Origin of the sequence: Corynebacterium sp. HMSC05C01 (genome assembly GCF_001807155.1) — a bacterium.
Classification (GTDB): domain Bacteria; phylum Actinomycetota; class Actinomycetes; order Mycobacteriales; family Mycobacteriaceae; genus Corynebacterium; species Corynebacterium coyleae.
In genome coordinates this window covers 66,244-89,946 of record NZ_KV787967.1, presented here as the reverse complement: position 1 = coordinate 89,946, position 23,703 = coordinate 66,244, and the positions used below count along the sequence as shown (strand labels likewise).

27 protein-coding genes are annotated in these 23,703 nt (G+C 62.0%); 8 read left to right on the top strand and 19 right to left on the bottom strand.

Annotated elements, in window-relative coordinates:
• The first annotated feature begins 107 nt into the window (after positions 1 to 107).
• From HMPREF3145_RS08395 to HMPREF3145_RS08390, 3 genes are all read left to right on the top strand, one after another.
• Positions 108 to 1,985 (top strand): FAD/NAD(P)-binding protein, encoded by a 1,878-nt coding sequence (locus tag HMPREF3145_RS08395; protein ID WP_371325703.1) that lies wholly within the window; start codon positions 108 to 110, stop codon positions 1,983 to 1,985.
• 89 nt (positions 1,986 to 2,074) lie between these two features.
• Positions 2,075 to 2,674 carry a hypothetical protein gene (locus tag HMPREF3145_RS11505; protein ID WP_224213059.1) on the top strand — a complete coding sequence of 200 codons (600 nt, stop codon included), beginning with the start codon at positions 2,075 to 2,077 and terminating at the stop codon, positions 2,672 to 2,674.
• A gap of 30 nt (positions 2,675 to 2,704) precedes the next feature.
• A complete protein-coding gene (locus HMPREF3145_RS08390) occupies positions 2,705 to 2,917 on the top strand; it encodes a hypothetical protein (RefSeq protein WP_224213060.1) in 213 nt (70 codons plus the stop codon).
• Positions 2,918 to 2,937: 20 nt separating this feature from the next.
• On the opposite strand, the gene HMPREF3145_RS08385 is transcribed toward HMPREF3145_RS08390, so the two are convergent.
• Both HMPREF3145_RS08385 and HMPREF3145_RS08380 read right to left on the bottom strand, forming a co-directional pair.
• Entirely contained in the window at positions 2,938 to 3,573 is a 636-nt protein-coding gene (locus HMPREF3145_RS08385; protein ID WP_070422782.1) for a LuxR C-terminal-related transcriptional regulator, read from the bottom strand.
• On the bottom strand, positions 3,570 to 4,697 hold the full coding sequence (locus HMPREF3145_RS08380) for an ATP-binding protein (RefSeq protein ID WP_070422781.1): 1,128 nt from the start codon (positions 4,695 to 4,697) through the stop codon (positions 3,570 to 3,572). The genes HMPREF3145_RS08385 and HMPREF3145_RS08380 overlap by 4 nt, the downstream gene beginning before the upstream one ends.
• 113 nt (positions 4,698 to 4,810) lie before the next feature.
• Between HMPREF3145_RS08380 and HMPREF3145_RS08375 the strand changes: the two genes are divergently transcribed.
• The gene (locus HMPREF3145_RS08375; RefSeq protein WP_070422780.1) at positions 4,811 to 5,884 is read left to right on the top strand and encodes a PspC domain-containing protein; all 1,074 of its coding nucleotides are present in this window, start codon (positions 4,811 to 4,813) and stop codon (positions 5,882 to 5,884) included.
• A 1-nt stretch (position 5,885) separates the two neighbouring features.
• Here the strand turns inward: HMPREF3145_RS08375 and guaA are convergent, their stop codons facing one another.
• Positions 5,886 to 7,472, bottom strand: coding sequence for a glutamine-hydrolyzing GMP synthase (gene guaA, locus HMPREF3145_RS08370; protein ID WP_070422779.1), 1,587 nt, complete (start codon positions 7,470 to 7,472; stop codon positions 5,886 to 5,888).
• Between the two features lie 53 nt (positions 7,473 to 7,525).
• On the opposite strand from guaA, the gene HMPREF3145_RS08365 reads away from it, so the two are divergent.
• Positions 7,526 to 8,413, top strand: a complete 888-nt coding sequence (locus HMPREF3145_RS08365) for an EamA family transporter (protein ID WP_070422778.1) — start codon at positions 7,526 to 7,528, stop codon at positions 8,411 to 8,413.
• On the opposite strand, the gene HMPREF3145_RS08360 is transcribed toward HMPREF3145_RS08365, so the two are convergent.
• Genes HMPREF3145_RS08360 through guaB form a run of 3 tightly spaced genes read right to left on the bottom strand, consistent with a single transcriptional unit; the run spans position 8,410 to position 12,410 of the window.
• Positions 8,410 to 9,696: a PAS domain-containing protein gene (locus tag HMPREF3145_RS08360; protein ID WP_070422777.1), complete on the bottom strand. Its 1,287-nt coding sequence runs from the start codon at positions 9,694 to 9,696 to the stop codon at positions 8,410 to 8,412. The genes HMPREF3145_RS08365 and HMPREF3145_RS08360 overlap by 4 nt on opposite strands.
• 20 nt (positions 9,697 to 9,716) lie before the next feature.
• On the bottom strand, positions 9,717 to 10,871 hold the full coding sequence (locus HMPREF3145_RS08355) for a GuaB3 family IMP dehydrogenase-related protein (protein ID WP_070422776.1): 1,155 nt from the start codon (positions 10,869 to 10,871) through the stop codon (positions 9,717 to 9,719).
• Between the two features lie 15 nt (positions 10,872 to 10,886).
• The gene (guaB, locus tag HMPREF3145_RS08350; RefSeq protein ID WP_070422775.1) at positions 10,887 to 12,410 is read right to left on the bottom strand and encodes an IMP dehydrogenase; all 1,524 of its coding nucleotides are present in this window, start codon (positions 12,408 to 12,410) and stop codon (positions 10,887 to 10,889) included.
• Positions 12,411 to 12,534: 124 nt separating this feature from the next.
• Between guaB and HMPREF3145_RS08345 the strand changes: the two genes are divergently transcribed.
• On the top strand, positions 12,535 to 12,906 hold the full coding sequence (locus HMPREF3145_RS08345) for a DUF5319 domain-containing protein (protein ID WP_070422774.1): 372 nt from the start codon (positions 12,535 to 12,537) through the stop codon (positions 12,904 to 12,906).
• Here HMPREF3145_RS08345 and HMPREF3145_RS08340 read toward each other — a convergent pair whose 3' ends face one another.
• Positions 12,907 to 13,791 (bottom strand): hypothetical protein, encoded by an 885-nt coding sequence (locus HMPREF3145_RS08340; RefSeq protein WP_070422773.1) that lies wholly within the window; start codon positions 13,789 to 13,791, stop codon positions 12,907 to 12,909. It abuts the gene before it with no gap.
• The gene (locus HMPREF3145_RS08335) at positions 13,781 to 14,380 is read right to left on the bottom strand and encodes a sigma-70 family RNA polymerase sigma factor (RefSeq protein WP_224213064.1); all 600 of its coding nucleotides are present in this window, start codon (positions 14,378 to 14,380) and stop codon (positions 13,781 to 13,783) included. Before HMPREF3145_RS08335 ends, HMPREF3145_RS08340 begins: the two co-directional genes overlap by 11 nt.
• 234 nt (positions 14,381 to 14,614) lie before the next feature.
• Between HMPREF3145_RS08335 and HMPREF3145_RS08330 the strand changes: the two genes are divergently transcribed.
• Positions 14,615 to 14,923 carry a WhiB family transcriptional regulator gene (locus HMPREF3145_RS08330; protein WP_070422772.1) on the top strand — a complete coding sequence of 103 codons (309 nt, stop codon included), beginning with the start codon at positions 14,615 to 14,617 and terminating at the stop codon, positions 14,921 to 14,923.
• Positions 14,924 to 15,003: 80 nt separating this feature from the next.
• Here the strand turns inward: HMPREF3145_RS08330 and groL are convergent, their stop codons facing one another.
• From groL to HMPREF3145_RS08280, 10 genes are all read right to left on the bottom strand, one after another.
• Complete coding sequence (gene groL, locus HMPREF3145_RS08325) at positions 15,004 to 16,614, bottom strand: chaperonin GroEL (protein WP_070422771.1); 1,611 nt, start codon at positions 16,612 to 16,614, stop codon at positions 15,004 to 15,006.
• A 10-nt stretch (positions 16,615 to 16,624) separates the two neighbouring features.
• On the bottom strand, positions 16,625 to 16,924 hold the full coding sequence (groES, locus tag HMPREF3145_RS08320) for a co-chaperone GroES (protein WP_070422770.1): 300 nt from the start codon (positions 16,922 to 16,924) through the stop codon (positions 16,625 to 16,627).
• Between the two features lie 143 nt (positions 16,925 to 17,067).
• Positions 17,068 to 17,520: a hypothetical protein gene (locus HMPREF3145_RS08315; RefSeq protein ID WP_070422769.1), complete on the bottom strand. Its 453-nt coding sequence runs from the start codon at positions 17,518 to 17,520 to the stop codon at positions 17,068 to 17,070.
• Positions 17,521 to 17,595: 75 nt separating this feature from the next.
• Entirely contained in the window at positions 17,596 to 18,639 is a 1,044-nt protein-coding gene (tsaD, locus tag HMPREF3145_RS08310) for a tRNA (adenosine(37)-N6)-threonylcarbamoyltransferase complex transferase subunit TsaD (protein ID WP_070422768.1), read from the bottom strand.
• A 3-nt stretch (positions 18,640 to 18,642) separates the two neighbouring features.
• Complete coding sequence (gene rimI / locus HMPREF3145_RS08305) at positions 18,643 to 19,107, bottom strand: ribosomal protein S18-alanine N-acetyltransferase (RefSeq protein WP_070422767.1); 465 nt, start codon at positions 19,105 to 19,107, stop codon at positions 18,643 to 18,645.
• Positions 19,107 to 19,745: a tRNA (adenosine(37)-N6)-threonylcarbamoyltransferase complex dimerization subunit type 1 TsaB gene (gene tsaB / locus HMPREF3145_RS08300; RefSeq protein WP_070422766.1), complete on the bottom strand. Its 639-nt coding sequence runs from the start codon at positions 19,743 to 19,745 to the stop codon at positions 19,107 to 19,109. Before tsaB ends, rimI begins: the two co-directional genes overlap by 1 nt.
• Positions 19,745 to 20,248, bottom strand: a complete 504-nt coding sequence (locus HMPREF3145_RS08295; protein ID WP_070422765.1) for a hypothetical protein — start codon at positions 20,246 to 20,248, stop codon at positions 19,745 to 19,747. Before HMPREF3145_RS08295 ends, tsaB begins: the two co-directional genes overlap by 1 nt.
• 10 nt (positions 20,249 to 20,258) lie before the next feature.
• On the bottom strand, positions 20,259 to 20,726 hold the full coding sequence (gene tsaE / locus HMPREF3145_RS08290; RefSeq protein ID WP_083279468.1) for a tRNA (adenosine(37)-N6)-threonylcarbamoyltransferase complex ATPase subunit type 1 TsaE: 468 nt from the start codon (positions 20,724 to 20,726) through the stop codon (positions 20,259 to 20,261).
• On the bottom strand, positions 20,727 to 21,812 hold the full coding sequence (alr, locus tag HMPREF3145_RS08285; protein WP_070422764.1) for an alanine racemase: 1,086 nt from the start codon (positions 21,810 to 21,812) through the stop codon (positions 20,727 to 20,729).
• 19 nt (positions 21,813 to 21,831) lie between these two features.
• A complete protein-coding gene (locus HMPREF3145_RS08280) occupies positions 21,832 to 22,491 on the bottom strand; it encodes a GAP family protein (RefSeq protein ID WP_070422763.1) in 660 nt (219 codons plus the stop codon).
• Between the two features lie 75 nt (positions 22,492 to 22,566).
• Between HMPREF3145_RS08280 and HMPREF3145_RS08275 the strand changes: the two genes are divergently transcribed.
• Positions 22,567 to 23,421, top strand: coding sequence for a dienelactone hydrolase family protein (locus tag HMPREF3145_RS08275; protein WP_070422762.1), 855 nt, complete (start codon positions 22,567 to 22,569; stop codon positions 23,419 to 23,421).
• Between the two features lie 34 nt (positions 23,422 to 23,455).
• Here HMPREF3145_RS08275 and HMPREF3145_RS08270 read toward each other — a convergent pair whose 3' ends face one another.
• Positions 23,456 to 23,701, bottom strand: coding sequence for a hypothetical protein (locus HMPREF3145_RS08270; protein WP_141739346.1), 246 nt, complete (start codon positions 23,699 to 23,701; stop codon positions 23,456 to 23,458).
• Positions 23,702 to 23,703: the final 2 nt, after the last annotated feature.

Genomic DNA, 23,703 nt, shown 5'->3' with positions numbered 1-23,703 from the left:
GTGGTTTTCGGCACCATACCACTTTTAGACAATTCGGTTCTTTCTTAATAGACTGCGCAGTCTATACACGTTATAAAGATTCATCGAAATCGTGGAGGTACATCGCTGTGGGAGCAGACATCGCCATCGTCGGAGCAGGACCGCGAGGCATCTCCATCACCGAGCGCATCGCAGCCTTCCTCAACGACCGTGGCGCCACACCGCTGACGTTGCACATCATCGACGACGCCCAGCTCGGCGCCGGCCGCATCTGGGACACCGAACAAACCCGCACACTGTGCATGAACACCCTGGCTGGCGCGGTGACTCTGTTCACTGAGCCCGGCGCGACCGTCACCGCACCTGTGCTCGAAGGCCCCACCATGTTTGAGTGGATCCAGGCGCTTCGCGGCGAATTCGCGCATCCGCTTATCAGCGACCACCCGCCGGCCGTCCCCAGCACCTTCGACGCTGAAATCCGTGTGACGCGACCTGAATCTAATCCTTCGCGCGCGTTGTATGGCGAGTACTTGCGCTGGGTGTGGCAGGTTGCGCTGGCCGAGCTGCCGGACTCCGTCACCGTGGTTGAGCACCAGTCCCGCGCGATGTCGCTCTACAGTGACGGAGGCCGAGACGCGATCTTGCTTGCAGACGGCACGCTGATCCACGCCGACGCCACCGTGGTCGCCTCCGGTTGGGTGTTGCCCGCCCCAACCCCGGCACAGCAGGCCTTTGCCAAATCTGGCCTGACCTACATTCCGCCCGGCAACCCGGTTGAGCAGGACGTAGAGCGCATCGGCGAGGGTGAGCGCCTGCTCGTGCGCGGTATGGGCATGGGCTTTTTCGACCTCATGGCGCTGACCACCATCAACCGCGGCGGCCGCTTCTTCGAAGACGACACGGCCCGCTCCGGTTTGCGTTACGACGCCACCGGCGAGGAACCCCACTTCGTTGTCACCTCCGGTCGCGGCTACCCCTACCTGCCTAAGTCCGAGTACAACTCGCTTCCGCCAAAGGCCGATCTGTCGCGTCTGCGCGCCGCCATCGACGCCAACCCCGCCGAACCCGGCACAGGCACTTTGTCGTTCGGCCGCACCCTGTGGCCAGCGCTCGCCCGCGATGCCTTCGCCGAGTACTACCGCACCCTCGCGCGCGTGCGCCCCGAGGCGCTGAAGGTGCCGCTCGAGGAGATCATCACGCGTATCGACGACACCGACCTGGCCGTCCACGCCTCCCCCGAGGACATCCTGCCGGTCGCCCGCGCCCTGACCGAAGCACTCGAGGGCACAAGCACCGAACCGTTCGACATGGCTGCCTGGGTCGACCCGCTCGCCGGCACGGAAGATCTCAGCCTGGACGAACTCCAGCGCGTGGTCACCGACTCCATGGCGGGCGACATCGCCGAGGCCGTCGCCGCCTGGGACTCCCCGATCAAGGCCGGGCTGTGGGCGATTTCAGCCGGCCGCAAACCCAGCGCCATCGCCACCGAAAACGGCAAAGGCACCCCGGAGGTGGCCCGCTCGCAGTACATGGCGTTCGGTCAGATGGTCGGCTCCGGCCCGCCACTGTTCCGCACGCGCGAACTGCTTGCACTTGCCGACGCTGGCCTGGTGACGTTCCTGGGCCCGCAGCCGGTCGTCGATACGCAAGATGGCGCATTCACCGCGACCAGCCACGGGCGCAGCGCCACCGCGACCGCACTCGCCGACGCGTTCCTGCCTGGCCCGGACATCCGCAACACCAAGGACCCGCTGGTGCGCTCGCTTGTCGACGCCAACCGCGTCCGCCCCTTCGCCCAAACCGCCTCACCCGAAACCGACGCGGACACCCGCCGCGCCGTCCACCCCGACGGCACCCTGGATCCCCGCCTGCACATCGTGGGCATCCCCACCGGCAAGCAGTGGGCGGACACGACGATCTCGCCGATGCCGGGCACGAACCCGCTCATGCTGCAAGAAACCGACAAAACTGCGTTGTCGCTGCTCACCCAGGCGCGCGTGCTCTAGGCCTGTTCTAGGCCGGCACTAGATTAAGCGAACGTGTTATCGTCTACCTACATTCATTCGTTTTCGAGAATTCAGAAAGAGGTTTTTCCTTGAAGTTTGGAACTAAGCTTGCTACTTCTATCGCTCTAGCTTCTGTGCTCGTACCAATGCCAGTCGCTACGTCCGCAGAGATTTCTCAGAACGAGGTTCAGCAGCCAACTAGCACCGGGGCGGGAAATGATGTCCTTGAGGAAAGGATTGCTAAGGCACAAGAGGAGCGACAAGCGCTTCTCGTAATCAATGACGCTGATGAGAGCGGATATTCCGCTGAAGTAGTAAACGGTAACGTTCGCAAAGAAGCGGACACAGTATTTGTAGAAAGCCCGAAGGGCGAAGAAGAAGCTCTGCCCACTTCAAAGACTCTCACTACTGGAGAGAAAGTAAACATCGAATACTCGGTTGAAGGTGACCAGATCACTGCAAAGTATTCAACGAACGTTGATCCAGAGTTAGTCGATGCCGCCCTCATTCAACCTCGGTCTACTGCTGGGTGTGTGGGGGCCATCCTCGTAGGGATCGGAGGGACTACAGCATCTGCAGTCGGAGTCGCCACTGCGCCGCTCACAGGTCCTATTGGCCCTATGATGGCTGCAGCTACCATGGCAACCGCATCTGGTTCTATCGTAACCGCTGCTGATCAGTGCGGATAAATATAAGTACCACGAACAGTAAGGAACGAAATGAGCCTTGGACGCAGAATGCTGATCATTGCGTTGAGTACGAACATTGCCATGCTTTGTTTAGTGAGTGCTGTTCTCCAGATAGTTCTGCCGAACGATGCACCGCAGTGGCTCATCTTTGGAAATATTGTTGTCTTCGTAGCGTGTGTCTACTACACATACAAAGCAGTGACGGTGTGGCCGGATGAAGAAAAGGCAGCCACAATTAGTTGATTGCCAAATTTCCTGGAGCGCTACCCTAAGTCGCGCGCAACCGCCCACCGGGTCAACTGGTGGCGGTTCGACGTCTGCGTCTTGCGCAAAATGTTGGAGGCGTGCGTCTCCACCGTCTTCACCGAAATGAACAGCCGCTCGGCGATTTCCTTGTAGGTGTAACCACGCGCAAGCAGCCGCAACACCTCAAGTTCACGCCGGGTCAGCGAGTCCACCGCCGGGTCGTCCTCCTCCACAACCGGACCAGAGGCAAACGCGTCGAGCACAAACCCGGCAAGCCGTGGCGAGAAGTACGCGTCCCCGCCACGCACCCGCTCAATCGCCTCCGCAAGCTCCTCACCTGCGATGTTCTTGGTCACGTATCCGCGTGCCCCTGCACGGATCAGCGCGATGACATCCTCGGCAGCGTCGGAGACGCTCAGCGCCAAATACGAAGGTCCCGGCGCGCGCTTGAGCACAGCCAACCCGCCGCCGTCGGGCATGTGCACGTCCAGCAACACCACATCCGGGCGCTCCTTTTCGATCCCGCGCACCGCCTCCGCAACCGTGCCCGCCTCCCCAACGATGTCCAGCTGACCGTCGCCTGCGGCAGCCAGTTCGGCCTTCACTCCGGCCCGAAACACCGAGTGGTCGTCTACTAAAAACACGCGCGTCATAGGTCTAACGCTAGTTCGATCTCGGAGCCATTGCCTATCGACGACACCACGTTAACCTCTCCCCCAACCCGCTCAACCCGGCCCACGATGGAATCGCGCAGCCCGTGCCGGTCCGCCGGCACCGCATCCGGGTCGAAGCCGGCACCCCGATCGCGCACAAACACTTCGAGCCTGCCCGCGAGGTGCTCCGCGTAGACGTCGATCGTGTCCACCCCCGCATGCTTTGCGGCGTTGACCATCGCTTCTCGGGCGGCAAGCACGACTGCTTCGGTGCGCTCATCGAAAGGAATGTCCTCGCCCACCGTGACCGGTTGAATCACGACCCCATAGGCGTCCTCCACCTCGCCCGCAGCTTTCTGCAACGCGGCGAAGGTGGTGGTGTGGTTGGACACGGTGTCGTCGAAAAGCCATGCCCGAAGTTCGCGCTCCTGACCACGGGCAAGGCGCACCACCTCGTCCGGATCATCCGCCTGGCGCTGAATCAGCGCCAGGGTCTGCAGCACCGAATCGTGCAGGCGCGAGGCGATCTCCGCGCGCTGATCCGCCACCGCCTTCGCCTCACGCTCCGCAACAAGCGAGTTGGTCAACTTGGCAATCAGCGGCACCACAAGCACCCCGACACCCAGCACCGTCACCAGCACAGAAACGACCACACCGGCGACCCCGGCGCTCTCCCCGAGGAGTGCCACAGCGAGCACCCCGCTCATGATCAGCAGCGCGCCTAAGGACAGCGCGGCGATGTTGCCCCACGAATCCGTACCGCGGTCGTACGCCTGCAACGCAATCACCGCACCGACGATGAGCACGCCGATGATGAACACCACCGTGGCCCCCGCGCCGGAGGAAATCTGCAGCGACGTCAACGCACCAGCGAAACCTGCAAGCACCAGGAAGATGTCGAGCGCACTCGGGCGCTGCCGCGGCGCAGCACCTTCAGCAACCGGGGTAAACACCCACAGACCTGCGTACAGCAGCACGCCGAAGCCACCAGCGAAACTCGCCGCAACCAAAAACAGACGCACCCATTTCACGTCCACCCCGAGCAGGTCAGCCGCCCCGGACGCCACGCCAGCAATAACGCGGCGGGAACGATCACGGGTCAGCCGAGGATACAACGCAGACATGTCCCCTATCGTTGCACGGCAACCCCCTCAGGCACATCGGGGTAAACCCTGAGATGAAAAATCAGGGTCGTTCCCGATACCGCGCTCGGCGTTGCCTCGCAACAATAGAAGCCATGGAAACCAACACACTCAAGCGCATGTGGGAGACCCGCCCGCCCCGCATCCCACAAGACCAGGGCGGCAAGGCCGTCGTCGGCGGTGTCTGCGAAGGCATCGGCGCCCGCTACCAAATCGACCCAACGCTCATCCGCGTCCTGTTCGTCGTATTGTCAATCGCCTTCGGCGGTGGCCTGTTCCTTTACTTGCTGTGCTGGATCAACATGCCCCGCTTCGGGCTGACCCGCACCCCAGCAACTTCGATCGCCACCCCGAAAGAGCAGCTGACCAAGGTAGAGAAGAAAGAGCGCGACACCGGCTGGCTGCTGCTCCTCGGGCTTGTCATCTTCTTCCCCTCCGTTGCTGTTGCCAGCGACCTGCGCGGTGTTTTGGTTACCTTCGCGCTCTTCGCGCTCGGCTGGTACCTCGCCTACCAGCGCCAGCCAGAGGCACCGGAGGGACTCGTGGTGGGCGTGGAGTCGCAGACAAGCAAAGGCCCTGTTGTGGACACCTCCCACCTGACCGTGCCGGAAGGTTACGAACACCCCGGGCAGAAACCACCCGCATGGGACCCACTCGGCGCGGCACCTGAGCTGTGGCACCTGCCGGACCCTATCGAGCCGGCTCCGGAGCGTGCGCAACCAAAGAAGCGCTACTGGCTGTGGATCCCCGTCACACTGGTGCTAACAACGGCAACGATGTTTGCGCTGGGGGTAACCAGCGAAGTGCGACTTGGCAATTACAGCCGCTTCGGCAGCGCGTACATCACCGTGTACGACGTCGACGAGCTACCAGACCAAATGGGCACCAGCGGCTTCATCGGCGAGTCATACATCGACTTCACCGATCTCGAACCGCTGAGTGAGCCGAAAACGGTCAACATTGCGAACAACATCGGCAGCACCGATATCATCCTGCCGGAAAACGTCCCCGTCGACATCAACTGCAAGGTGAACATCGGCGAGGCCGCATGCCCCGAAGAACGACAAAACGCGGACACAGACAGCGCACTACTGACGATCAACGTGTCGCAGCGCGTCGGATCCGTGTCCGCGTACTACGCCCGCGAGGACGCGGGCGAAGGAAACTGACTTACTCCCACTCGATGGTGGCCGGTGGCTTGGATGTCACGTCCAGCACCACGCGGTTGACGTCAGCCACCTCGTTGGTGATGCGGGTAGAGATCACCTCGAGCGTCTCGTACGGGATGCGCACCCAGTCCGCGGTCATCGCGTCCTCGGAGGCCACCGGGCGCAGCACGATCGGGTGGCCGTAAGTGCGGCCATCGCCCTGCACACCAACCGAACGCACATCGGCCAACAGCACGACCGGGCACTGCCAGATCTGGTCATCCAGGCCAGCCTTGGTCAGCTCCTCGCGAGCAATCGCATCAGCAGCGCGCAGGGTTTCCAGGCGCTCCTCGGTGACCTCACCGATGATGCGGATACCCAGGCCCGGACCCGGGAACGGCTGGCGGTTCACAATCACCTCAGGCAGGCCAAGCTCGCGGCCAACCGCGCGAACCTCGTCCTTAAACAGCAGGCGCAGCGGCTCGACCAGCTCAAACTCCACGTCATCCGGCAGGCCACCGACGTTGTGGTGGCTCTTGATGTTCGCGGTACCGGTGCCGCCGCCGGACTCCACAACATCCGGGTACAGGGTGCCCTGCACCAGGTAATCGACGGTTTGGTCCTCCCCGGAATCCGCCAGGATTCCAGCCACGGCGCGCTCGAAGGAACGGATGAACTCCGCACCGATCGCCTTACGCTTGGCCTCCGGCTCGGTCACACCAGCGAGCTTGTCCAGGAAGGCCTTGCGCTCGTCGACAGTGACCAGCTTCGCTCCGGTCGCGGCGACGAAGTCCTTCTCCACCTGCTCGCGCTCACCCTGACGTAGCAGACCGTGATCCACGAACACACAGGTCAAACGGTCACCGATGGCACGCTGTACAAGCGCTGCCGCCACGGCGGAATCCACGCCGCCAGACAGGCCGCAGATGGCGTAGCCGTCGCCGACTTGGTTACGGACATCGTCGATAAGCTGCTGCGCAATATTCGACGCCGTCCAGTTCTGCTCCAGACCAGCAATCTCCGTGAGGAAGCGGGTCAGCACCTCCTGACCGTGCGGCGAGTGCATCACCTCCGGGTGGTACTGCACACCAGCAAACTTGCGCTCCGCGTTCTCAAACGCAGCAACCGGCGCACCCGGGGTCGAGGCAGTGACCTCAAAGCCCTCCGGCGCCTGCGTCACAGAATCGCCGTGGGACATCCACACCGGGTGCTCATCCAGGCCAGCGTGCAGCACGCCACCCTTGACAGCCATCGCTGTGCGGCCGTACTCGCGGGCACCGGTCTCCTCGACCTTGCCGCCGAGCGCCTGCGTCATCACCTGGAAGCCATAGCAAATACCAAAGATCGGCAGCCCCAGCTCAAAGATCTCCGGATCGAGCTGCGGGGCACCCTCCGCGTACACCGACGACGGCCCACCGGAGAGCACCAACGCCTGCGGGTTCTTCTCACGAACCTCCGCAGCCGTAATAGTCGACGGCACAACCTCCGAGAACACATGCGCCTCGCGCACACGGCGGGCGATCAACTGCGCGTATTGCGCACCAAAATCAACGACAAGAACAGGGCGTTTCTGAGCGGTAGTCACGGCCCAAATACTAGCTGATGGCATATAGATCCGAATATATTGTCCATTCTTCGACGTTTCGCCCCAGAATGATCTGCATGACATTGCGTGCCCCCTCCCCGGTTGAACCCAATACCGACCGCACCGCCGTGTTGTGCATCCTTGGGTCCTGCCTGTTTCTGCAGCTTGGCGCCGCTCTTGCCACGCAGCTTTTCCCCCATGCCGGAACCTGGGCGACGAGTTCATTCCGACTACTCATCGCCTCCGTCATCCTGCTTGCAATCTCACGGCCAGCGTTTTGGCGCTGGATCCCCGAACAATGGGGTGCAGCGATCGTGCTCGGAGTGTCGTTAGGCTGCATGAACGGGTTCTACTACGCCGGTATTGCAACTGTGCCACTCGCATCCGCGGTAACCATCCAATTCCTCGGCCCGCTGCTGCTCGCCGCGGTGTTGTCCCGTTCGGTACGCGACGGCATCTCCGTCGGGCTTGCGCTTACAGGTATGGCGTTGCTTGGCGTTGATTCGCTCTCCGGTGAGCCGCTCGACCGCCTCGGCGTGTTCTACATCCTGATCGCAGGCGCTGCTTGGGCGGTGTATATCCTTGCCAACAAGCGCACTGGCCGCCTCATCGCCGGCCAAGGTGGGCTCGCGGTTGCTCTTGCAGTTGGTGGTTTGGTGACGTTGCCCTTCGGTTTCGAAGGCGCACTCGTTATCGTTTCCGATACCAATCTGCTGCTCCTCGCAATTGGTACCGCAATCTTGGCGTCGCTGCTCCCAACATCACTGGAACTGATTGCTATGCGACGACTCCGCCCCCAGGTATTTTCCATCCTCATCTCGTTCGAGCCTGCGTTTGCAGCACTCGTCGGATGGCTTGTGCTCAGCCAGGATCCCTCCCCGCTGAAGCTTGCGGCGATTGCCTTGGTTATCGGTGCTTCCGTCAACCAGACACTCGCCGGCAAGCGACTCCGACGTCAGGTTTAACGGACCGCAGCGCTGAGGCTGTCCAGAGCCTCGCGCACCTTCTCCGTCGAAGGTGCCTGTGCGAGGCGCTCAGCTGAGCGGTGCAGCTGGTTAATCGAGGCATCAGCAGCAGCCATTGCCTTGTTCACCTGCTCCACCAGCGGTGCGACCTCTTCGCCCATGTCGTTGGTGTTCTCAGACCAACGACGAATCATCTCGAGCGGAATCTTGGTCAGCTCCGTGATGGAGTTAACCTTCAGCTCCACGCGGCGACGGAACGACGAGTGCAAGAACACGGCGTCATCCATGTGCTTGACGTCAGCCTCGAGTGCGTCGACGAGAAGCTGCATCGACTCCTGCACGTTAGCCTCCGTGGAGAACTGTGCGGTCTGTGCGGTGTGCAGACGAGCCAGAGCAATAGCCATACGTGCGTTGGACGTCTTGGCGTAGAGCTCCTGAGCGGTCTCCTCGAGGGTCCTCGCGTTCTCGTCGATAATGCCACGCATCGTCGCCCACACCTGCAGCGGTGCGAGCAGCAGCGTACGCGATGCACCCTCGGTGACCACGTTTTCCATCTCCGCCTTCACGTTGTTGGTCACTGCGTTTTCCTCGACCAGCGTCGCACTGGCCTTGCGCAGCTCCTCAGCAGCGTCCTTAATGGCGGTCTGCACCGTCATGAACTCGTCGAGTTCACGGTAGAGCGTCACGGCAGCCTCGTAGATGTCGCCGGAGCCTTCCGGAAGCGTAAAGCCTGCATCCTCACGTGCCTGGACCTCAGCAGGAAGGACTTCGCGCAGGAATGCGTCGTAGTCCGGCAGCAGCTCCGTAACCTTCTCCGCGCCCATCACTGCACGCTCGCGGCGGCCAACACCGTTGGCCTTCGCCTCGTGCTCAACGATGTTTGCTTCTTGGTAAATACCAGCGGCTGCTTCGAAGTTCTCCGTCATCGGACGGGTACGCACCGACAGGTAACCGCCGTTTGGCAGCGGCGTAACAGTGGCAAACACGTCGTACGCGGAGCCGCTCTTCGCCTTATTACGCACATACGCGGCGAAAGGACGGCCCTCCTCGATGGTGTCCCACATGAGTTTGAACGCCGCACCAGGCATCTCCTCATGACGGATGAGGTTGTGCGGCTTACCGATCATCTCTTCGGCGGAGTACTGCGCGTACTTGATGAACACATCGTTCACATGCGTCATCACACCTTTGGCGTCAGTCACCGAAAAGAAGATGTCGTTCACATCAACTTCGTGGAATGGGCCCTCAGGGGCGTCGCGAAGAATCGTTACACGGCTAGACATAGGTCGATTTCATCCAGTTCTTAGTTACGGATTGCCAAATCGGCTTTCTGGAAAGCTTTGATCCCAGTATAGCCACATTTCGCCATAATTCTTTTCAGTCCACCAATGAGATTCTTCGCACCCCACGGATCGCTCGATGGACCGAAGAGCACGACCTCCAGTGGCGTCGAAGAAGTGAAGTCAGGTTCCTTCCGCACGCTACCTCGCGGAAAACGTGGGTGAGCTGTCTGAGCTTCCCAATACACGCCACCGGCAGCGGCCTCAGTTGCCTTCGTTAATGGGTTGCCAAGCATAACGGCATCTGCACCACAAGCGATGGCTGCAGCAATCTCGCCTGCCCCCCAAATAGTGGTATCCGCAAGAATGTGGACATAACGTCCACCAGTCTCATCGAGGTAATCCCGACGTGCTGCCGCGACATCTGCGATAGCGGTAGCCATCGGGACATTCACCACCGTGTCGGCATCGCCCGAACCGACAATGACACCAGCAACGCCAGCGCGCATCAGGTGGGTCGCGGTCGTGTAGTCATACACACCACCGGCAATGACCGGCACGTCGAGCGAACCGACGAACTCTTTCAAGTTCAACGGTTCCCCACCTTTTTGCACGTGCTCTGCAGACACGATCGACCCCTGAATGAAGAGGATTTCTGCACCTGCGGCGATAACTACAGGCGCCAATTCGCGCACGTTCTGCGGGCTCACGCGCACCGCAACAGTCACGCCAGAGTCACGCACCTGGGCGATACGTTCCGAAAGCAAGTCGTGATCAAGTTCTGCGGCGTGCAACTCCTGCAAGGTGCGCACGGCACGCTCACCTGCCTCGACAAACTCCTGGTACTTCTCAGCCGTATCGACGTTAAAGGGGTCCTCGCATGAGTCCACCACCTTCTTCACCGCAGCCTCCAGATCAGCGTGTCGGCCCCACAGGCCTTCCGCGTCAATCACACCGAGGCCACCCTGCTTGCCCATCTCGATAACAAACTCAGGGCTTGCCAACGCGTCCGTCGGGTGGGACGCAAGCGGGATATCGAACGTGTAGGCATCAATATGCCAGGAGGTGTCCACATCCTGCGAGGAGCGGGTGCGTCGTTTCGGAACGATCGACAAATCACTCAAGCCGTAAGCCTTGCGGGCTTCGCGCCCAATGCCGATTTCCACGTAGTCACGCATGTTGTGCTGGTTCTCCTACTGGCGGTAGTTCGGTGCCTCGACGGTCTGCGTGATGTCGTGCGGGTGGGACTCACGCAGGCCCGCGGTGGTGATCTGGACGAACTGCTTGGTCTGCAGCTCCTCGATAGTGGATGCGCCTGTGTAGCCCATCGCGGCACGCAGACCGCCAACGATCTGGTGGGTGATGGAATCCAGGTCACCGCGGAACGGCACGCGCCCCTCAATGCCTTCCGGCACGAGCTTGTCCTCGCTTGCCACATCCGCCTGGAAGTAACGGTCCTTGGAGAAGGAACGCTTCTCACCAGTCAGTCCACGGCCCTGCATTGCACCCATGGAGCCCATGCCGCGGTAACGCTTGTACTGCTTGCCGCCGACAACAACAATGTCGCCTGGCGCTTCCGCCGTGCCCGCCAACATGGAGCCGAGCATGACGGTGGATGCGCCGGCAGCCAATGCCTTAGCCACGTCGCCAGAGAACTGCATGCCACCGTCGGCAATGATCGGCACACCTGCAGCCTTCGCCGGCACGGCCGCCTCGAGGATGGAGGTAATCTGCGGTGCACCAACACCTGCAACCACGCGGGTGGTGCAGATAGAGCCCGGACCGATACCGACCTTGATGGCGTCTGCGCCAGCGTCGATCATGGCCTTCGCAGCGCTACGGGTAGCCAAGTTGCCACCGACAACGTCGACGCGGTCGCCGAATTCCTTCTTCACACGAGAGACCATCTCAAGTACACGGTTGTTGTGTGCGTGCGCGGAGTCGACAACGAGCGCGTCTACGCCCGCCTCAACGAGCAGACCAGCGCGCTCAAATGCGTCCTCACCGGTACCGACGCCAGCAGCGACAAGTAGACGGCCGTTCTCATCCTTCGAGGCGTTCGGGTACTGCTCGCTCTTGACAAAGTCCTTCACCGTGATCAGACCGGCAAGCTTGCCTTCGGAGGTCACAATCGGAAGTTTCTCCACCTTGTTGGCGGATAGCAGATCGAGCGCTTCCTTCTTGTCCACACCCTCCTGCGCTACAACCAGCGGCATCGGGGTCATGACCTCTGCAACCTTGCGCTGAGCGTCCGGCTCGAAGCGCATGTCGCGGTTGGTAATGATGCCAACAAGACGGTCAGAACCGTCAACTACAGGAAGGCCCGAGATGCGGAAACGGGCGCACAGCGCATCGACGTCGGCGATGGTCATATCGGGGGTGGCGGTAACCGGGTTAGTCACCATGCCGGATTCCGAGCGCTTGACCACATCGACGTGCTCCGCCTGGTCCTGAGCGCTCAAGTTACGGTGCAGCACACCGATACCGCCCTGGCGCGCCATCGCGATCGCCATACGGGATTCGGTCACTGTGTCCATCGCCGCCGAAATAATCGGCATGCCGAGACGGATATTGCGGGTGAACTGGGCTTCGGTGCTCACCTCAGATGGAACAATGTGGGACTCCGCCGGAAGCAGCAGCACGTCATCAAACGTCAGCCCCCTCAGCGCCACCTTGTTCGGATCGTCGCCACCCGTCCATACTCGTGCCTCAGACATCGACATGTTCTCCTCTCCCGCGCGATTGTTTTCAGCAATGATATAACGCCGCGCAAGCTCTGGGGCTATGCGGGGATGACGCCCTGATTGGCCTAGCAAGCGGCCACTTAATAGGCTGGGCACCGTGAATTACGACGACATGATGCCGCTGGACCCGTTCGCGGACGACCCAAACGATCCGGCGTCGTTCATCGAAGACGATGAGATCGTGGAGCCCCTCTCCCCTGAGGAGCGCGTCGCCGTCATCCAGGACCTTGCACACGTACGCGACGCACAACGCATGCTAAAGCCGCGCGGAATTTTGGGCATCCATTTCCTGTGCGAGGACTGCGACCAAATGCACTACTACGACTGGGAGATCATGGAACAAAACATGATCGCCACCCTCAACGGGGAACTTCCCCCGGTGCATGAGCCCAGCGCGCAACCGAACGTCACTGCGTACGTTCCGTGGGATTACGCGATGGGCTACCTCGATGGTCTCGAGGCACGCTAGCTAGAAGTTTTCCGACGAGCCCGCTCCACCCGGCACTACCGGCGCGGGCGTTGCTGCGTACCGCGATGCAGAATCGACTGGGTTCGACGGGACATTATCGCGGACCGTCGGCCGTGCTGGCGGCTGATCTCCTGGGATCGGAGTTTGCTCGCGCGAATCGGACGGCTCCACCACCGTCGGTCGCGGTTGCTCCTGCGGCTGGCGCGGCGGCAAGCTCCCGTTCGAAGGCGCCACGGCATCCGACCCCGGTGCCGGTGCCCCAGCCGTCGGCTGCGCATTCTCCGGAGCAGGCGCAGGGTTCTGCTCCGGCGCCGGCGCAGGCTGCTGCACGCTCGGCGGAACTTCAACTTCATGGACCTCCACCACAGTCGTGGTTTCAGTAACCGTGCGTGGCGCTGGTTGCACTACGTCTTCACCGTTACGCGCCTCACGCATCTTGATACCTGCCATAAGCCCCCTAGCCTGCTCAAGCAGGCTTCGGGCGGCCTCCATATCCCCGCTTTGGTTCGCTGCCTCCAGCTCGTCGAGCGTGGTTGCCAACTCCACCATCGTGGTTTCGTTCGCCGAGCTCTGCGTGCCATACACCGCAGCGCCAGTGCCGACGATAGCCACAGACGCAGCTGCAGCACCGACCACACCTGCGACCCATGGGTTGGCGGTCCGGCGGCGCGCGCGGACGTCGTCAAGCGATGCAACCGGCGCAACCGGGATCACCGTGGGAGCCGCTGGCATCGGGCGATCGACGTCCTGCTTTAGTCCAAGCAGCGCCGCAGCCAGTGGGTCACTGCCGTCACTGGGGTCTACACCACTCGAAAGCGCATCAAGAAACGCATCGTCGCGAACGCACTCTTCTCCAAAGTCGCCGCCACCAAAATCACGCGTCATGGCCTGAATGGTCTCCTTCCAACTGCTCACGCAACTTGGACAGCGCCCTATGCTGCGCGACACGCACCGCACCTGGAGTACTGCCCACTACCTCTGCCGTTTCTTCCGCCGAGAGGCCCACAAACACTCTCAGAATCACAATGTCGCGAGCCTTATCACTTAATGAATCGAGTAATGCGCGAACTTCGTTACTTCCGTCTGCAACAACGGCTGCATCCTCCGGCGTGAACGCAACAACCTCCTGGTCAGGGACATCTTCAGTAGGCGTTGTCTTGTCACGCACCAGGCTGCGGTGCGCATCGGCGACCTTGTTAAACGCAATGCCGTACACAAACGCCATGAACGGCCGCCCGGTATCCACGTAGCGGTCAATGGACGTCGCTACCGCCAAGCAGATCTCCTGAGCGACGTCCTCCGCAGTCGGCATGCGCCCGCCTCCAATGCGCGCCCTGGCGTAGCGCAGCACCCGTGGATGGACGATGGCAATCACACGCTGGAGAGCACGCGCATCCCCTTCGGCGGCACGTGGAACGAGGGTGACAAGTTCATCTTCCTCGTCACCCGCTGTCGCGCCGGTATTGCCAATCACAAGCAAACACTATAAACACTCATTCCCCCGCCATATGAGTTACCGACGCGTATTCAAGAATTCACCAACCTTTAACTCTTGCCATTTTCCCTACTAATTGCGCTTTTATTCACAAGAACGTCCGAGAAACACCCGTGCCGTAACCGCGCGGCAACCCTTTGTTCACCCACCGCCGGAACACTGCACTGCTGGTTGTGTACATCGCGTTTTCCACGGCAAAGGAGATCTCACACCATGACGTTGCCACAGCAACTCCCCGGCCCCAATGCAGACTTTTGGGATTGGCAGCTTCACGGCGCCTGCCGAGGCGAAGCCTCGGAAATCTTCTACCACCCCGAGGGTGAGCGGGGCCGCGCCCGCACGCAGCGTGAGAATCGAGCGAAGGCTATTTGCTTCAACTGCCCGGTGCTTACCCAGTGCCGCGAGCATGCCCTGCGCGTGGCCGAGCCCTATGGCATCTGGGGCGGCATGAGTGAATCTGAGCGCTCCACTGCCCTGCGCCGCGGCCTTGGCAGCGTGAAGTACGTCGCCGCCGTCAAGTAAGCGCACGACAGAAGAATCACGCCAAAAGAAAAACAGTGCCCTACCGAAGTGGGGCACTGTTTTAGCGTATCGACGACACCCTAGTGGGCGTGTGCGTGACCTTCCTCGCCTTCTTCGGCCGGCTTGGTCACCACGGATACCTCCGTGGTCAGCACCATGCGAGCCACGGATGCGGCGTTGACCACAGCGTTGTGGGTCACCTTCACCGGGTCGATGATGCCCTGGTCGATGAGGTTGCCGTACTCGAGCGTGGCGGCGTTGAAGCCCTCGCCGTTGTTCATCTCGGCAACCTTGGACACGACGACAGCGCCGTCGAGGCCCGCGTTGTCAGCGATCCAGAATGCCGGCTTGGACAGTGCACGTGCCACTGCCAGCACACCGGTCTTCTGCTCGCCTTCGAAGCCTTCAGCAAACTCCTCAAGCTGCTTGGCAATCTGCACCAGTGCGGAGCCGCCGCCGGCGATGATGCCTTCCTCTGCTGCCGCGCGGGCAGCGTTGATGGCGTCCTCGACGCGGAGCTTGCGCTCGTTTTGTTCGGTCTCGGTCGCTGCACCGACGCGCAGCACCGCGACACCACCGGAAAGCTTGGCCAAGCGCTCCTCGGCCTTTTCCTTGTCCCAGGTGGAATCCGTGGTTTCGATCTCGCGGCGGATCTGCTCGCGGCGCTCCTCGACAGCCTCTGCCGTGCCGGCACCGTCGACGATGACCGTGTCGTCCTTCGTCGTGGTTACGCGGCGTGCGGAGCCAAGGTGGTCCAGGGTGGCGTCCTTGAGGTTGATGCCAACCTCTGGGTCGATGACGGTCGCGTCGGTGACAACAGCAAGGTCATCCATGAACGCCTTGCGGCGCTCGCCGAAGTACGGCGACTTCACAGCAACGACCTTGATCACCTTGCGGATCGCGTTGACAACGAGCGCCTGCAGCGCCTCGCCTTCGATGTCCTCGGCCACGACGAACAGCGGCACCGACTCCGATGCAACCTGCTCAAGCAGCGGGAGGAAATCCGGCAGAGAGGAGATCTTGCCGCGTACGAGCAGCACGCGGGCGTCCTCAAGCACGGCCTGGCCGGCATCCGGATCGGTCATGAAGTACGGGGAGAGGAAGCCCTTGTCAAAGGAAATACCCTCAGTCAGATCCACGTAGGAATCGATGGACTGAGACTCCTCGACGGTAAGCACACCGTCCTTGCCCACCTTCTCCATGGCACCTGCGACCATCTCACCAACCTCAGGGTCGCGAGAGGACACGGTGGCCACGTTGGCGATCTCAGCGGACGACTTCACGTCGGTCGCGCGAGCCTTGAGCTCCTCGACGACCTTGTCGGCTGCCGCCTTGATGCCCTTATTCAGCTCGATCGGGTTCGCACCAGCAGCCACGTTGCGCAGCCCTTCGGCGACGAGCGCCTGGGCGAGCAGCGTTGCGGTGGTGGTGCCGTCACCTGCAATGTCGTTGGTCTTGACTGCGACGGACTTCACCAGCTGCGCACCGAGGTTCTCAAACGGATCCTCAAGGTCAATGTCGCGGGCGATGGTCACGCCGTCGTTGGTGACGGTCGGGCCGCCCCAGGACTTTGCAAGCACAACGTTGCGGCCACGGGGACCGAGGGTGACCTTCACCGCGTCGGCGAGCGTGTTCACGCCGCGCTGGATGCCCTCGCGAGCTTCCTGATCAAATGCGATGAGTTTTGCCATAGCGTTTTACTTACTTCTCGACGACGGCCAGCAGGTCACGAGCGGACAGCAGGAGGAACTCCTCGCCGCCGTACTTCAGCTCGGTACCGCCATACTTGGAGAAGATAACCGTGTCGCCTTCCTTCACGTCCACGGCGATGCGGTTGCCGTTGTCGTCCAGACGACCCGGGCCAACAGCGATGACGACGGCTTCCTGCGGCTTTTCCGCAGCGGAATCCGGAATAACCAGGCCGGAGGCGGTGGTGGTTTCAGCCTCAGCGATCTGGACGAGGACCTTGTCCTCCAGCGGCTTGATGTTGACGTTTGCCATGATCAAAAACCTTTCATTGGTGAATGATTTAAGAGTTCAGGTCTCACGAGGCGCAGCCGTCGTCGCGGGTGAACAACTGTGCTTCACACAACCTGCTTTGGCACTCTACCCGTGAGAGTGCCAGCCAACAACACTGGTGGCGTTTAGCGGTTTTTCACCGCGTTACGCCACAGCTCGAACTCTTCGGGATTGTCGTTGCGGAAGTTTTCCACCGCACGGATCGCGTTGACAACCTCTTCGACCGTGCCTTCGCTGATGCTGCCGCCCCCGCGCGCCGCGAAGATCACTGGCCCGCAGATCGACCGGGTGGGATCCGTAAGAAACTCCGGGGTGTCCGTCTCTGCAGTGTTACGCGCAAGGGACGCAACAGGGTTCGGCTCCGCTCCGACAATTCCAGCGTCAACCCGGTAAATCGCGTGGAACCGGTTGCCGTCGCGGTCAAACGCCACTTCCACAACTCCATCGGTTCCGCCACCGAGCATCTCGCGCGCAGAGTCCTCATCGAACACGATGCGACGGTACGTCAGATCTGGGTTGACGAGCAGCCCGAAACGTTCGCGTTCGGCCTGCTCTTGGCTAAATTGCTCGGTGGTCACGGAGGATTTCCTTTCACGGGATACAGTTCAGGTGCTCAATATAGCCCCACCCTGGTGACCTCGCTCGGCGAGCGATTACACGAGCGGAACCTCTACCTCGAGCGACGTGTCCGTGCCTACGCCCAAATCAGACGGCGTGGCCCCTTCGTGGATGAGCTGACCCGCAAGCGCTGCGATCATCACACCGTTGTCGGTGCAGAGTTTGAACCGTGGCACACGCAGTTCGATGCCGCGGTCGTCGCAACGCTGCTGCGCGAGTTCACGAAGACGACTGTTGGCCGCCACACCCCCGCCGAGCAGCAGGGTGTTCGCGCCGGTGTCCTCGCAGGCCATGATCGCCTTGGCGGTAAGCACGTCGCAGACTGCCTCCTGGAAGGACGCGCACACGTCCTCCAGCGAGATCACGCGGCCCTCACGCTCGGCGGCCTCAACGTGGCGCGCAACCGCGGTCTTCAGCCCAGAAAACGAGAAGTTGTAGCGGTGTTCGCCGCGTAGATCCTCCGCACGCGACAGCGCACGAGGGAAACGCACCGCATTCGGATCCCCCTGCGCAGCTAACTTGTCGACGACCGGACCACCCGGATAGCCCAACCCCAGAAGCCGGGCCACCTTGTCGTAGGCCTCACCAGCAGCGTCGTCGAGTGTGGTGCCGAGTTCCTTCATCGGCTTGCCCACCGCGTCAACCTCGAGCAGCTGCGTGTGCCCGCCAGAGACCAACAGCGCAATCGAGTGCGGCAAGCTTTCCCCCTCGAGGTTGGCCACAGCGACGTGGCCGCCAAGGTGGTTCACGCCGTAAAAGGGCACGCCCCAGGCGGCGGCGTATGCCTTCGCGGCGGAAGCGCCAACCAGCAGTGCGCCTGCAAGACCGGGCCCGATCGTGGCTGCTACGGCATCTGGCTTCTCAATACCAGCGTCCGCCAGCGCCTTTTCCATCACCTGCGGCATCGCCTCAAGGTGTGCACGGGAGGCGATCTCCGGCACCACACCACCAAAGCGAGCGTGCTGTTCCATCGAGGACGCGACGACGTCGGCAAGGATTTCCATCGTGCCGTCGTCATGAAGGTTGATGATGCCTACGCCAGTCTCGTCGCAGGAGGACTCGATACCGAGGACAATCATTGCTTACACCCTTTCGCTCTTGCGCGGGCGCGTCATGGTGTACGCGTCCATGCCGGAGGCCTGATAGTAGTTCTTCCGCACGCCGGCGGTGAAAAACTCGAAACGTTTATACAGCGCGATCGCGGGCTCGTTATCCACCCGCACCTCAAGATAGACCGGACCATCCATGAGATCAGCGGTGTGCATCATCTGGTCCATCAACGCCCGGCCCAGGCCGCGGCCCTGCTGTTCGAGGTCCACCCCGATGGTGTGGATTTCAAACTCTGGGTCGTCGCGCGGGCCCAGCATTGCAAGCCCCGCGTACCCAAGCATCCGGCCTGCTTCAAACGCACCGAGGTAAAACGTGTGGGGCGCAGCAATCTCTGAACGAAATGCTGCCTCCGACCACGGGTTATCCCCGGCGAACAGGACAGCCTCTATCGCTGCCGCCGCGGCCGCATCGCCGACTGTCAGTTCACGGAACTCCATCACGGCAGCGCGGGCGACTTCGGAGCTTGCTTCGGTGGCACCGCATCCGGCCGACGCAAATACAGCGGGACGAGAGGCTCCGGGGTGGCGCTCAGATCCGCCACAGCAACCAACCCAGCCGGGGCCGGCGCATGGTACGCAATAGTGCCTGCTACGACCGTGACCTGCTCTGCAAGGTTGTCGGGCACGCTCAGCACGTCCACCTGCTCCACTGGCAGATCCGCCGGCTTACATACCTCGGGGCCTGCAACACGGGCACCGTCGTTGTACCGGGCCCAGTACACCTCGCGGCGGCGGGCGTCGGTCACCACAAGCACATCGCCTTGGCGGTCTACCGCTACCGCATCGTGGGTGCATACCCCATGCACCGGAATGCCAAGCGCCTGGCCAAGCGCAGAGGCGGTGGCCATCCCGACACGCAAACCGGTAAACGGGCCCGGCCCGCAACCGACAACGATGGCGTCGAGGTCGGCGAAGGTGAGCGAGGCTTCGTCGAGAAGCACCTGCACTGTCGGCACAAGCTGCTCGTTGTGCGCACGCGTAGCAACGGTTGCCTCAGCAAGCGTTTTCGCCGCCTCGGTATCCACGACACCTGCGACCAAATCCGTAGTCGCCGTGTCGAGGGCGAGCACCAGCATTACTGGCCCATCCCCAGAGCCCACTGGCCCTTCGTGTTGTAGAACGGCATTGCGGTGTTCAGCGGGAAAGTCTCCGACTGCGGAACAGTGCAGATGTCGACCTTCTTCAACTCAACCGGGTCGATCAGGGCAGTCTCACCCTCCGCTGGGATCAGCAGCACGTAACCCATCTCGCCGTTGAGGTCCACATCCTCATCCGTCAGCGCGAAGGCTTCCTTCTTCGCCTTCACCAGCTCCTCCGGCTCGCCTGGGCACAGCGTGGTGTACCCCATGTATTCGTTTGCGTCGTACACCCTGGACGGGTCAACGAGCTGCGCGGCAACCACGTCACCGCCCGGACGGGTCTGCAGCAACGCACGCGTCAGCGAGTTCGTCGGCTTCACCTCGTCCACAGCGTTCGAGCCACGGGACTGCGGAATGAAGATGATCCCGATCAGGATCACCAACCACAGCACCGCCGCAAGAATGATCCAACCACGGGCTTTGCTACTCGTTTTCAGCATGGGTGTAAGCCTACATCCCCTCTACGACACGCCAGGAAACTATCCGCCCCTCAGTCTCTGCGAGAGTCTCCCGATCCAACTGCACGAGAATGTGGCGCGCCCCCAACTGCTCCATCAAACCGCCGCCCCATTCTGCGACCACCACGGCATCTTCCAACTCGGTATCCAGGTCGAGCGCATCGAGCTCACCCAGCGGATCGTCGCCGAGACGGTAGGCATCCACATGCACCAACGTGGGCCCGCCCACAGTGGAAGCGTGCTGGCGCGCGATGACAAACGTCGGACTGGTCACGCGTCCCTTCACCTGCATGCCACGCGCAATACCTTGTGTGAATGTGGTCTTGCCGGCGCCGAGCGGGCCATCCAGGATCACTAGATCCCCCGCCTCAAGTGCTGCGCCGAGCTCCTCACCAAGCTGCTGCGTATCGACGACCCCCTCACACACCCGCTTTCCCTCACGCGTAAACGAGTCCTTCACTTACTCCTCCCCTACATAGGTGCGAAGCGTTCGGCCCTCCGGCGCGCACACAACCTCATAGTTGATCGTGCCGGCGGCCTTAGCCAGATCAGTTGCGCTGCGACCACCCGCACCGAAGATGATTGCCTCGTCGCCTGCCTGGACGTTGTCCTCGTTTGCGCCGAGCCACACCACAATCTGGTCCATGCTCACACGCCCAACCTGGGTGTAGGTCTGGCCATTGATGGCGATCTCCAACGCACCCTGCCAGCTACGGTGCACGCCGTCTGCGTAACCGGCCGGAATCACTGCGGTGTAGCCGTCCTCGGGTGCTTCCCAGGTGCGTGCGTAACTGGTTGCTTCGCCCTGCTTCATCGGCTTAACCGCGATGACCTGGCCCACCCACGTCATCCCCGGCTTCAGGTCGTGGTCAAGCCCCGCCACCGGCTCGAGCCCGTACAGGCTCACGCCCGGGCGCACCATGTCAAAATGCAAATCCTTGCGCGTCCAAGTCGCTGGCGAGTTCGCCATGTGGTTTCGCTCCACTCGCAATCCGGCCGCACGCGCCGACTCGATCGCCTTGCGGAAGTTCTCCGCCTGGAAATCCGTGTAGGGGTCGACCGGGTTGTCGGCGCACGCCAGGTGCGTCATCAAACCAGCAACCTCAATCTTGCCGGCCTGCTCCGCCTCAAACGCCATCTTGAACGCTGCTTCCCACTCGGGTTCGTCGATACCGGAGCGGTGCATGCCCGTATCCACCATGAGGTAGACGGTGCGGTGCGTGGGTTCGTCGATAAGCAACTGCAAATGGGCAACACTCGGCGCGCCAAGATCGATGCCCTCCGGTAACTCCTCGTGGATACTCCACAACCAGGCGAGCACAGGCTTCTGTGTGACCTCACGGACACGACGAGCCTCAGCCAACGTGGCCACGCCGAACGCATCTGCGCCATTGCGATCCATCACCGGAACACACTTTTCGACGCCATGGTTATAGGCGTCCGCCTTCACCACACACATGAGTTTCGCCTCGCCTGCCTGCTCTTTCAGACGGCGAGTGTTGTGCGCAATCGCACCTAAATCAATCGTTGTACGGAGCGGAAACATACGCCCCATTGTGCACCACCTACAGCAGGTGCACGACACCCAGCACAGTCAGCATTACTGCCACAGCCCACGTCGCGGCTGCCGTCACCTGCTGCGGGTGGCTGCGCGCCCACGCAAACCCCCTGCCTGCGAGACTTTCAGAACGAGCGCGCACCAACCCGACCAGCAGCGCACACAGCGTTGGCAGCGACAACGCCACCGAGGCGTACAGCGGAATCGCCGCGTAACGCACCTGCGCGTCAATACCCGAGGCGGACAGCAACGCAAGCCCGCCGAAAAACGGTCCCGAGGTTGCGGACTGCACCAGCCCCAAGACAAAACCCGTCAGCACCGTCAGCGGACCGGGCGTGTTCAGGTGCTGCATGATCTTCTGCGTCAGCGCCTGGTTGTCACCGCCACGCATGGCAAGCACCGCCGTCAGCAAACCCGTTGCGATCAGCAACACACCGAAGACAGGGCCGTTGACAAAACGTTCAACGGCGGAGCCCAACCCGTCGAAAATGACAAGCATCAGCAGCGCAAGCCCCGCCACCCCCAGCCAGTCACCGGCAATCAGCAACGATGTCGTCTTGGCGTAGCGGCCGTTTCCCCGTGGCACCGCAATTCCTACTGCAACGATGACCCCGATGAGCAGAAGGTTCACCGAATCGACGAATGCGAGCTGTAACGCGCCGAGCATCCTGCCTCCTGAGTAACCCCGCCTGCAACGATGGACTCACCCTAGTCCAGACAAGGATGCAGTAGGATCGTCGGCGTGTCTGCGAAGCTAAAGAAACTCTCTGACCTGTCCAAGCGTGGCCCCCACCGCGTCCTTGAAGGCGACTTGGGCTACACGGGCCTGCCCGGCAAGGTGTACACCCCTGCCGAGGGCAAGAACCTGCCCGCTGTCGCGTTCGGCCACGACTGGACGAAAGACGTCGACGACTACCACGGCACACTGCGCCACCTGGCCAGCTGGGGCATCGCAGTCGCAGCACCCAACACCGAAACCGGGTTTAGGCCAGATCACCGTGGCTTTGCTGCAGACCTGGAGACGAGCCTGCAGATCCTCGCCGGCGTGCGACTAGGCAACGGCAACATCTCTGTCTCCCCAGGCAAACTCGGCATCGTCGGCCACGGCATGGGTGGTGGCGCCGCAGTGCTTGCGGCGGTAGACAACCCGAAGGTGAAGGCTGTGGCGACGGTGTACCCGGCAAACGTCGCACCGTCCGCGGTGGAAGCAGCCCGTGCGCTCTTCGCCCCCGGCATGGTCATCGGTCCCGGCGAGGACGGCGATTCCTTGTTCGACCCGGGCAACCCCGCAAAGCTTGCCTACAACTGGGCGGGCGATGTGGTCTACCGCGCACCGAAGAAGGGCGATCAGCAGTCCTTCTCCGAAGACGGCATGATCAAGCGCATCCTCGGCGTGGGCAAGTCCGACCGTTCGCTGCAGGAAACCGTGCGCGGCTTGCTCGTGGGCTACTTGCTGCACGTGCTAAACGACGAGAAGGCCTACGCCGGCTACGCGGAAGCCGACGCCGAAGGCTCTGGCGTGGTCTCCCTTTCTGGCGAGAAGCTCGCCAAGGCCGCGGGGCTGGCCCGCGACAACGCCGGTTTCTCCCTGTTCTAGGGCGGCGCGCTTCCGCGAGGTTCTCACTCGCGGGTTAGGCCTCTTCGCCCACGCCGGGCTGCTCCGGCGGAGTCCCCCGGGCCTGGCTTTGCAGCACCGCATGCACCTGCGCCCTTCTTGCGCGACGCGCCGCAGACACACGCGAGCGTTCCAAGGTGTAATCCCCACGCGGCGCGACCGGCTTCGGCCGTTCCATCGTCTCGCGCGCTCTGGCGTAGTGCTTCGCAGTTTGTTCCATCTTGTTCTGGTGCTCGCGCATCATGGCCTCAAAATCAGCCATGC

Excerpts from the sequence above, each read along its gene's own strand:
- HMPREF3145_RS08330 (WP_070422772.1), top strand. The coding sequence starts at position 14,615 with ATGACGTTGCCACAGCAACTCCCCGGCCCCAATGCAGACTTTTGGGAT.
- groL (WP_070422771.1), bottom strand. The coding sequence starts at position 16,614 with ATGGCAAAACTCATCGCATTTGATCAGGAAGCTCGCGAGGGCATCCAG.
- HMPREF3145_RS08375 (WP_070422780.1), top strand. The coding sequence starts at position 4,811 with ATGGAAACCAACACACTCAAGCGCATGTGGGAGACCCGCCCGCCCCGC.
- tsaB (WP_070422766.1), bottom strand. The coding sequence starts at position 19,745 with ATGCTGGTGCTCGCCCTCGACACGGCGACTACGGATTTGGTCGCAGGT.
- HMPREF3145_RS08280 (WP_070422763.1), bottom strand. The coding sequence starts at position 22,491 with ATGCTCGGCGCGTTACAGCTCGCATTCGTCGATTCGGTGAACCTTCTG.
- HMPREF3145_RS08380 (WP_070422781.1), bottom strand. The coding sequence starts at position 4,697 with ATGTCTGCGTTGTATCCTCGGCTGACCCGTGATCGTTCCCGCCGCGTT.
- HMPREF3145_RS08340 (WP_070422773.1), bottom strand. The coding sequence starts at position 13,791 with ATGACGCGTGATTTTGGTGGCGGCGACTTTGGAGAAGAGTGCGTTCGC.
- HMPREF3145_RS08270 (WP_141739346.1), bottom strand. The coding sequence starts at position 23,701 with ATGGCTGATTTTGAGGCCATGATGCGCGAGCACCAGAACAAGATGGAA.
- HMPREF3145_RS08355 (WP_070422776.1), bottom strand. The coding sequence starts at position 10,871 with ATGCGTGACTACGTGGAAATCGGCATTGGGCGCGAAGCCCGCAAGGCT.
- HMPREF3145_RS08365 (WP_070422778.1), top strand. The coding sequence starts at position 7,526 with ATGACATTGCGTGCCCCCTCCCCGGTTGAACCCAATACCGACCGCACC.
- HMPREF3145_RS08295 (WP_070422765.1), bottom strand. The coding sequence starts at position 20,248 with ATGCTGAAAACGAGTAGCAAAGCCCGTGGTTGGATCATTCTTGCGGCG.
- HMPREF3145_RS08390 (WP_224213060.1), top strand. The coding sequence starts at position 2,705 with ATGAGCCTTGGACGCAGAATGCTGATCATTGCGTTGAGTACGAACATT.
- rimI (WP_070422767.1), bottom strand. The coding sequence starts at position 19,107 with ATGGAGTTCCGTGAACTGACAGTCGGCGATGCGGCCGCGGCGGCAGCG.
- tsaD (WP_070422768.1), bottom strand. The coding sequence starts at position 18,639 with ATGATTGTCCTCGGTATCGAGTCCTCCTGCGACGAGACTGGCGTAGGC.
- guaB (WP_070422775.1), bottom strand. The coding sequence starts at position 12,410 with ATGTCTGAGGCACGAGTATGGACGGGTGGCGACGATCCGAACAAGGTG.
- HMPREF3145_RS08385 (WP_070422782.1), bottom strand. The coding sequence starts at position 3,573 with ATGACGCGCGTGTTTTTAGTAGACGACCACTCGGTGTTTCGGGCCGGA.
- groES (WP_070422770.1), bottom strand. The coding sequence starts at position 16,924 with ATGGCAAACGTCAACATCAAGCCGCTGGAGGACAAGGTCCTCGTCCAG.
- alr (WP_070422764.1), bottom strand. The coding sequence starts at position 21,812 with ATGTTTCCGCTCCGTACAACGATTGATTTAGGTGCGATTGCGCACAAC.
- HMPREF3145_RS08360 (WP_070422777.1), bottom strand. The coding sequence starts at position 9,696 with ATGTCTAGCCGTGTAACGATTCTTCGCGACGCCCCTGAGGGCCCATTC.
- guaA (WP_070422779.1), bottom strand. The coding sequence starts at position 7,472 with ATGCCATCAGCTAGTATTTGGGCCGTGACTACCGCTCAGAAACGCCCT.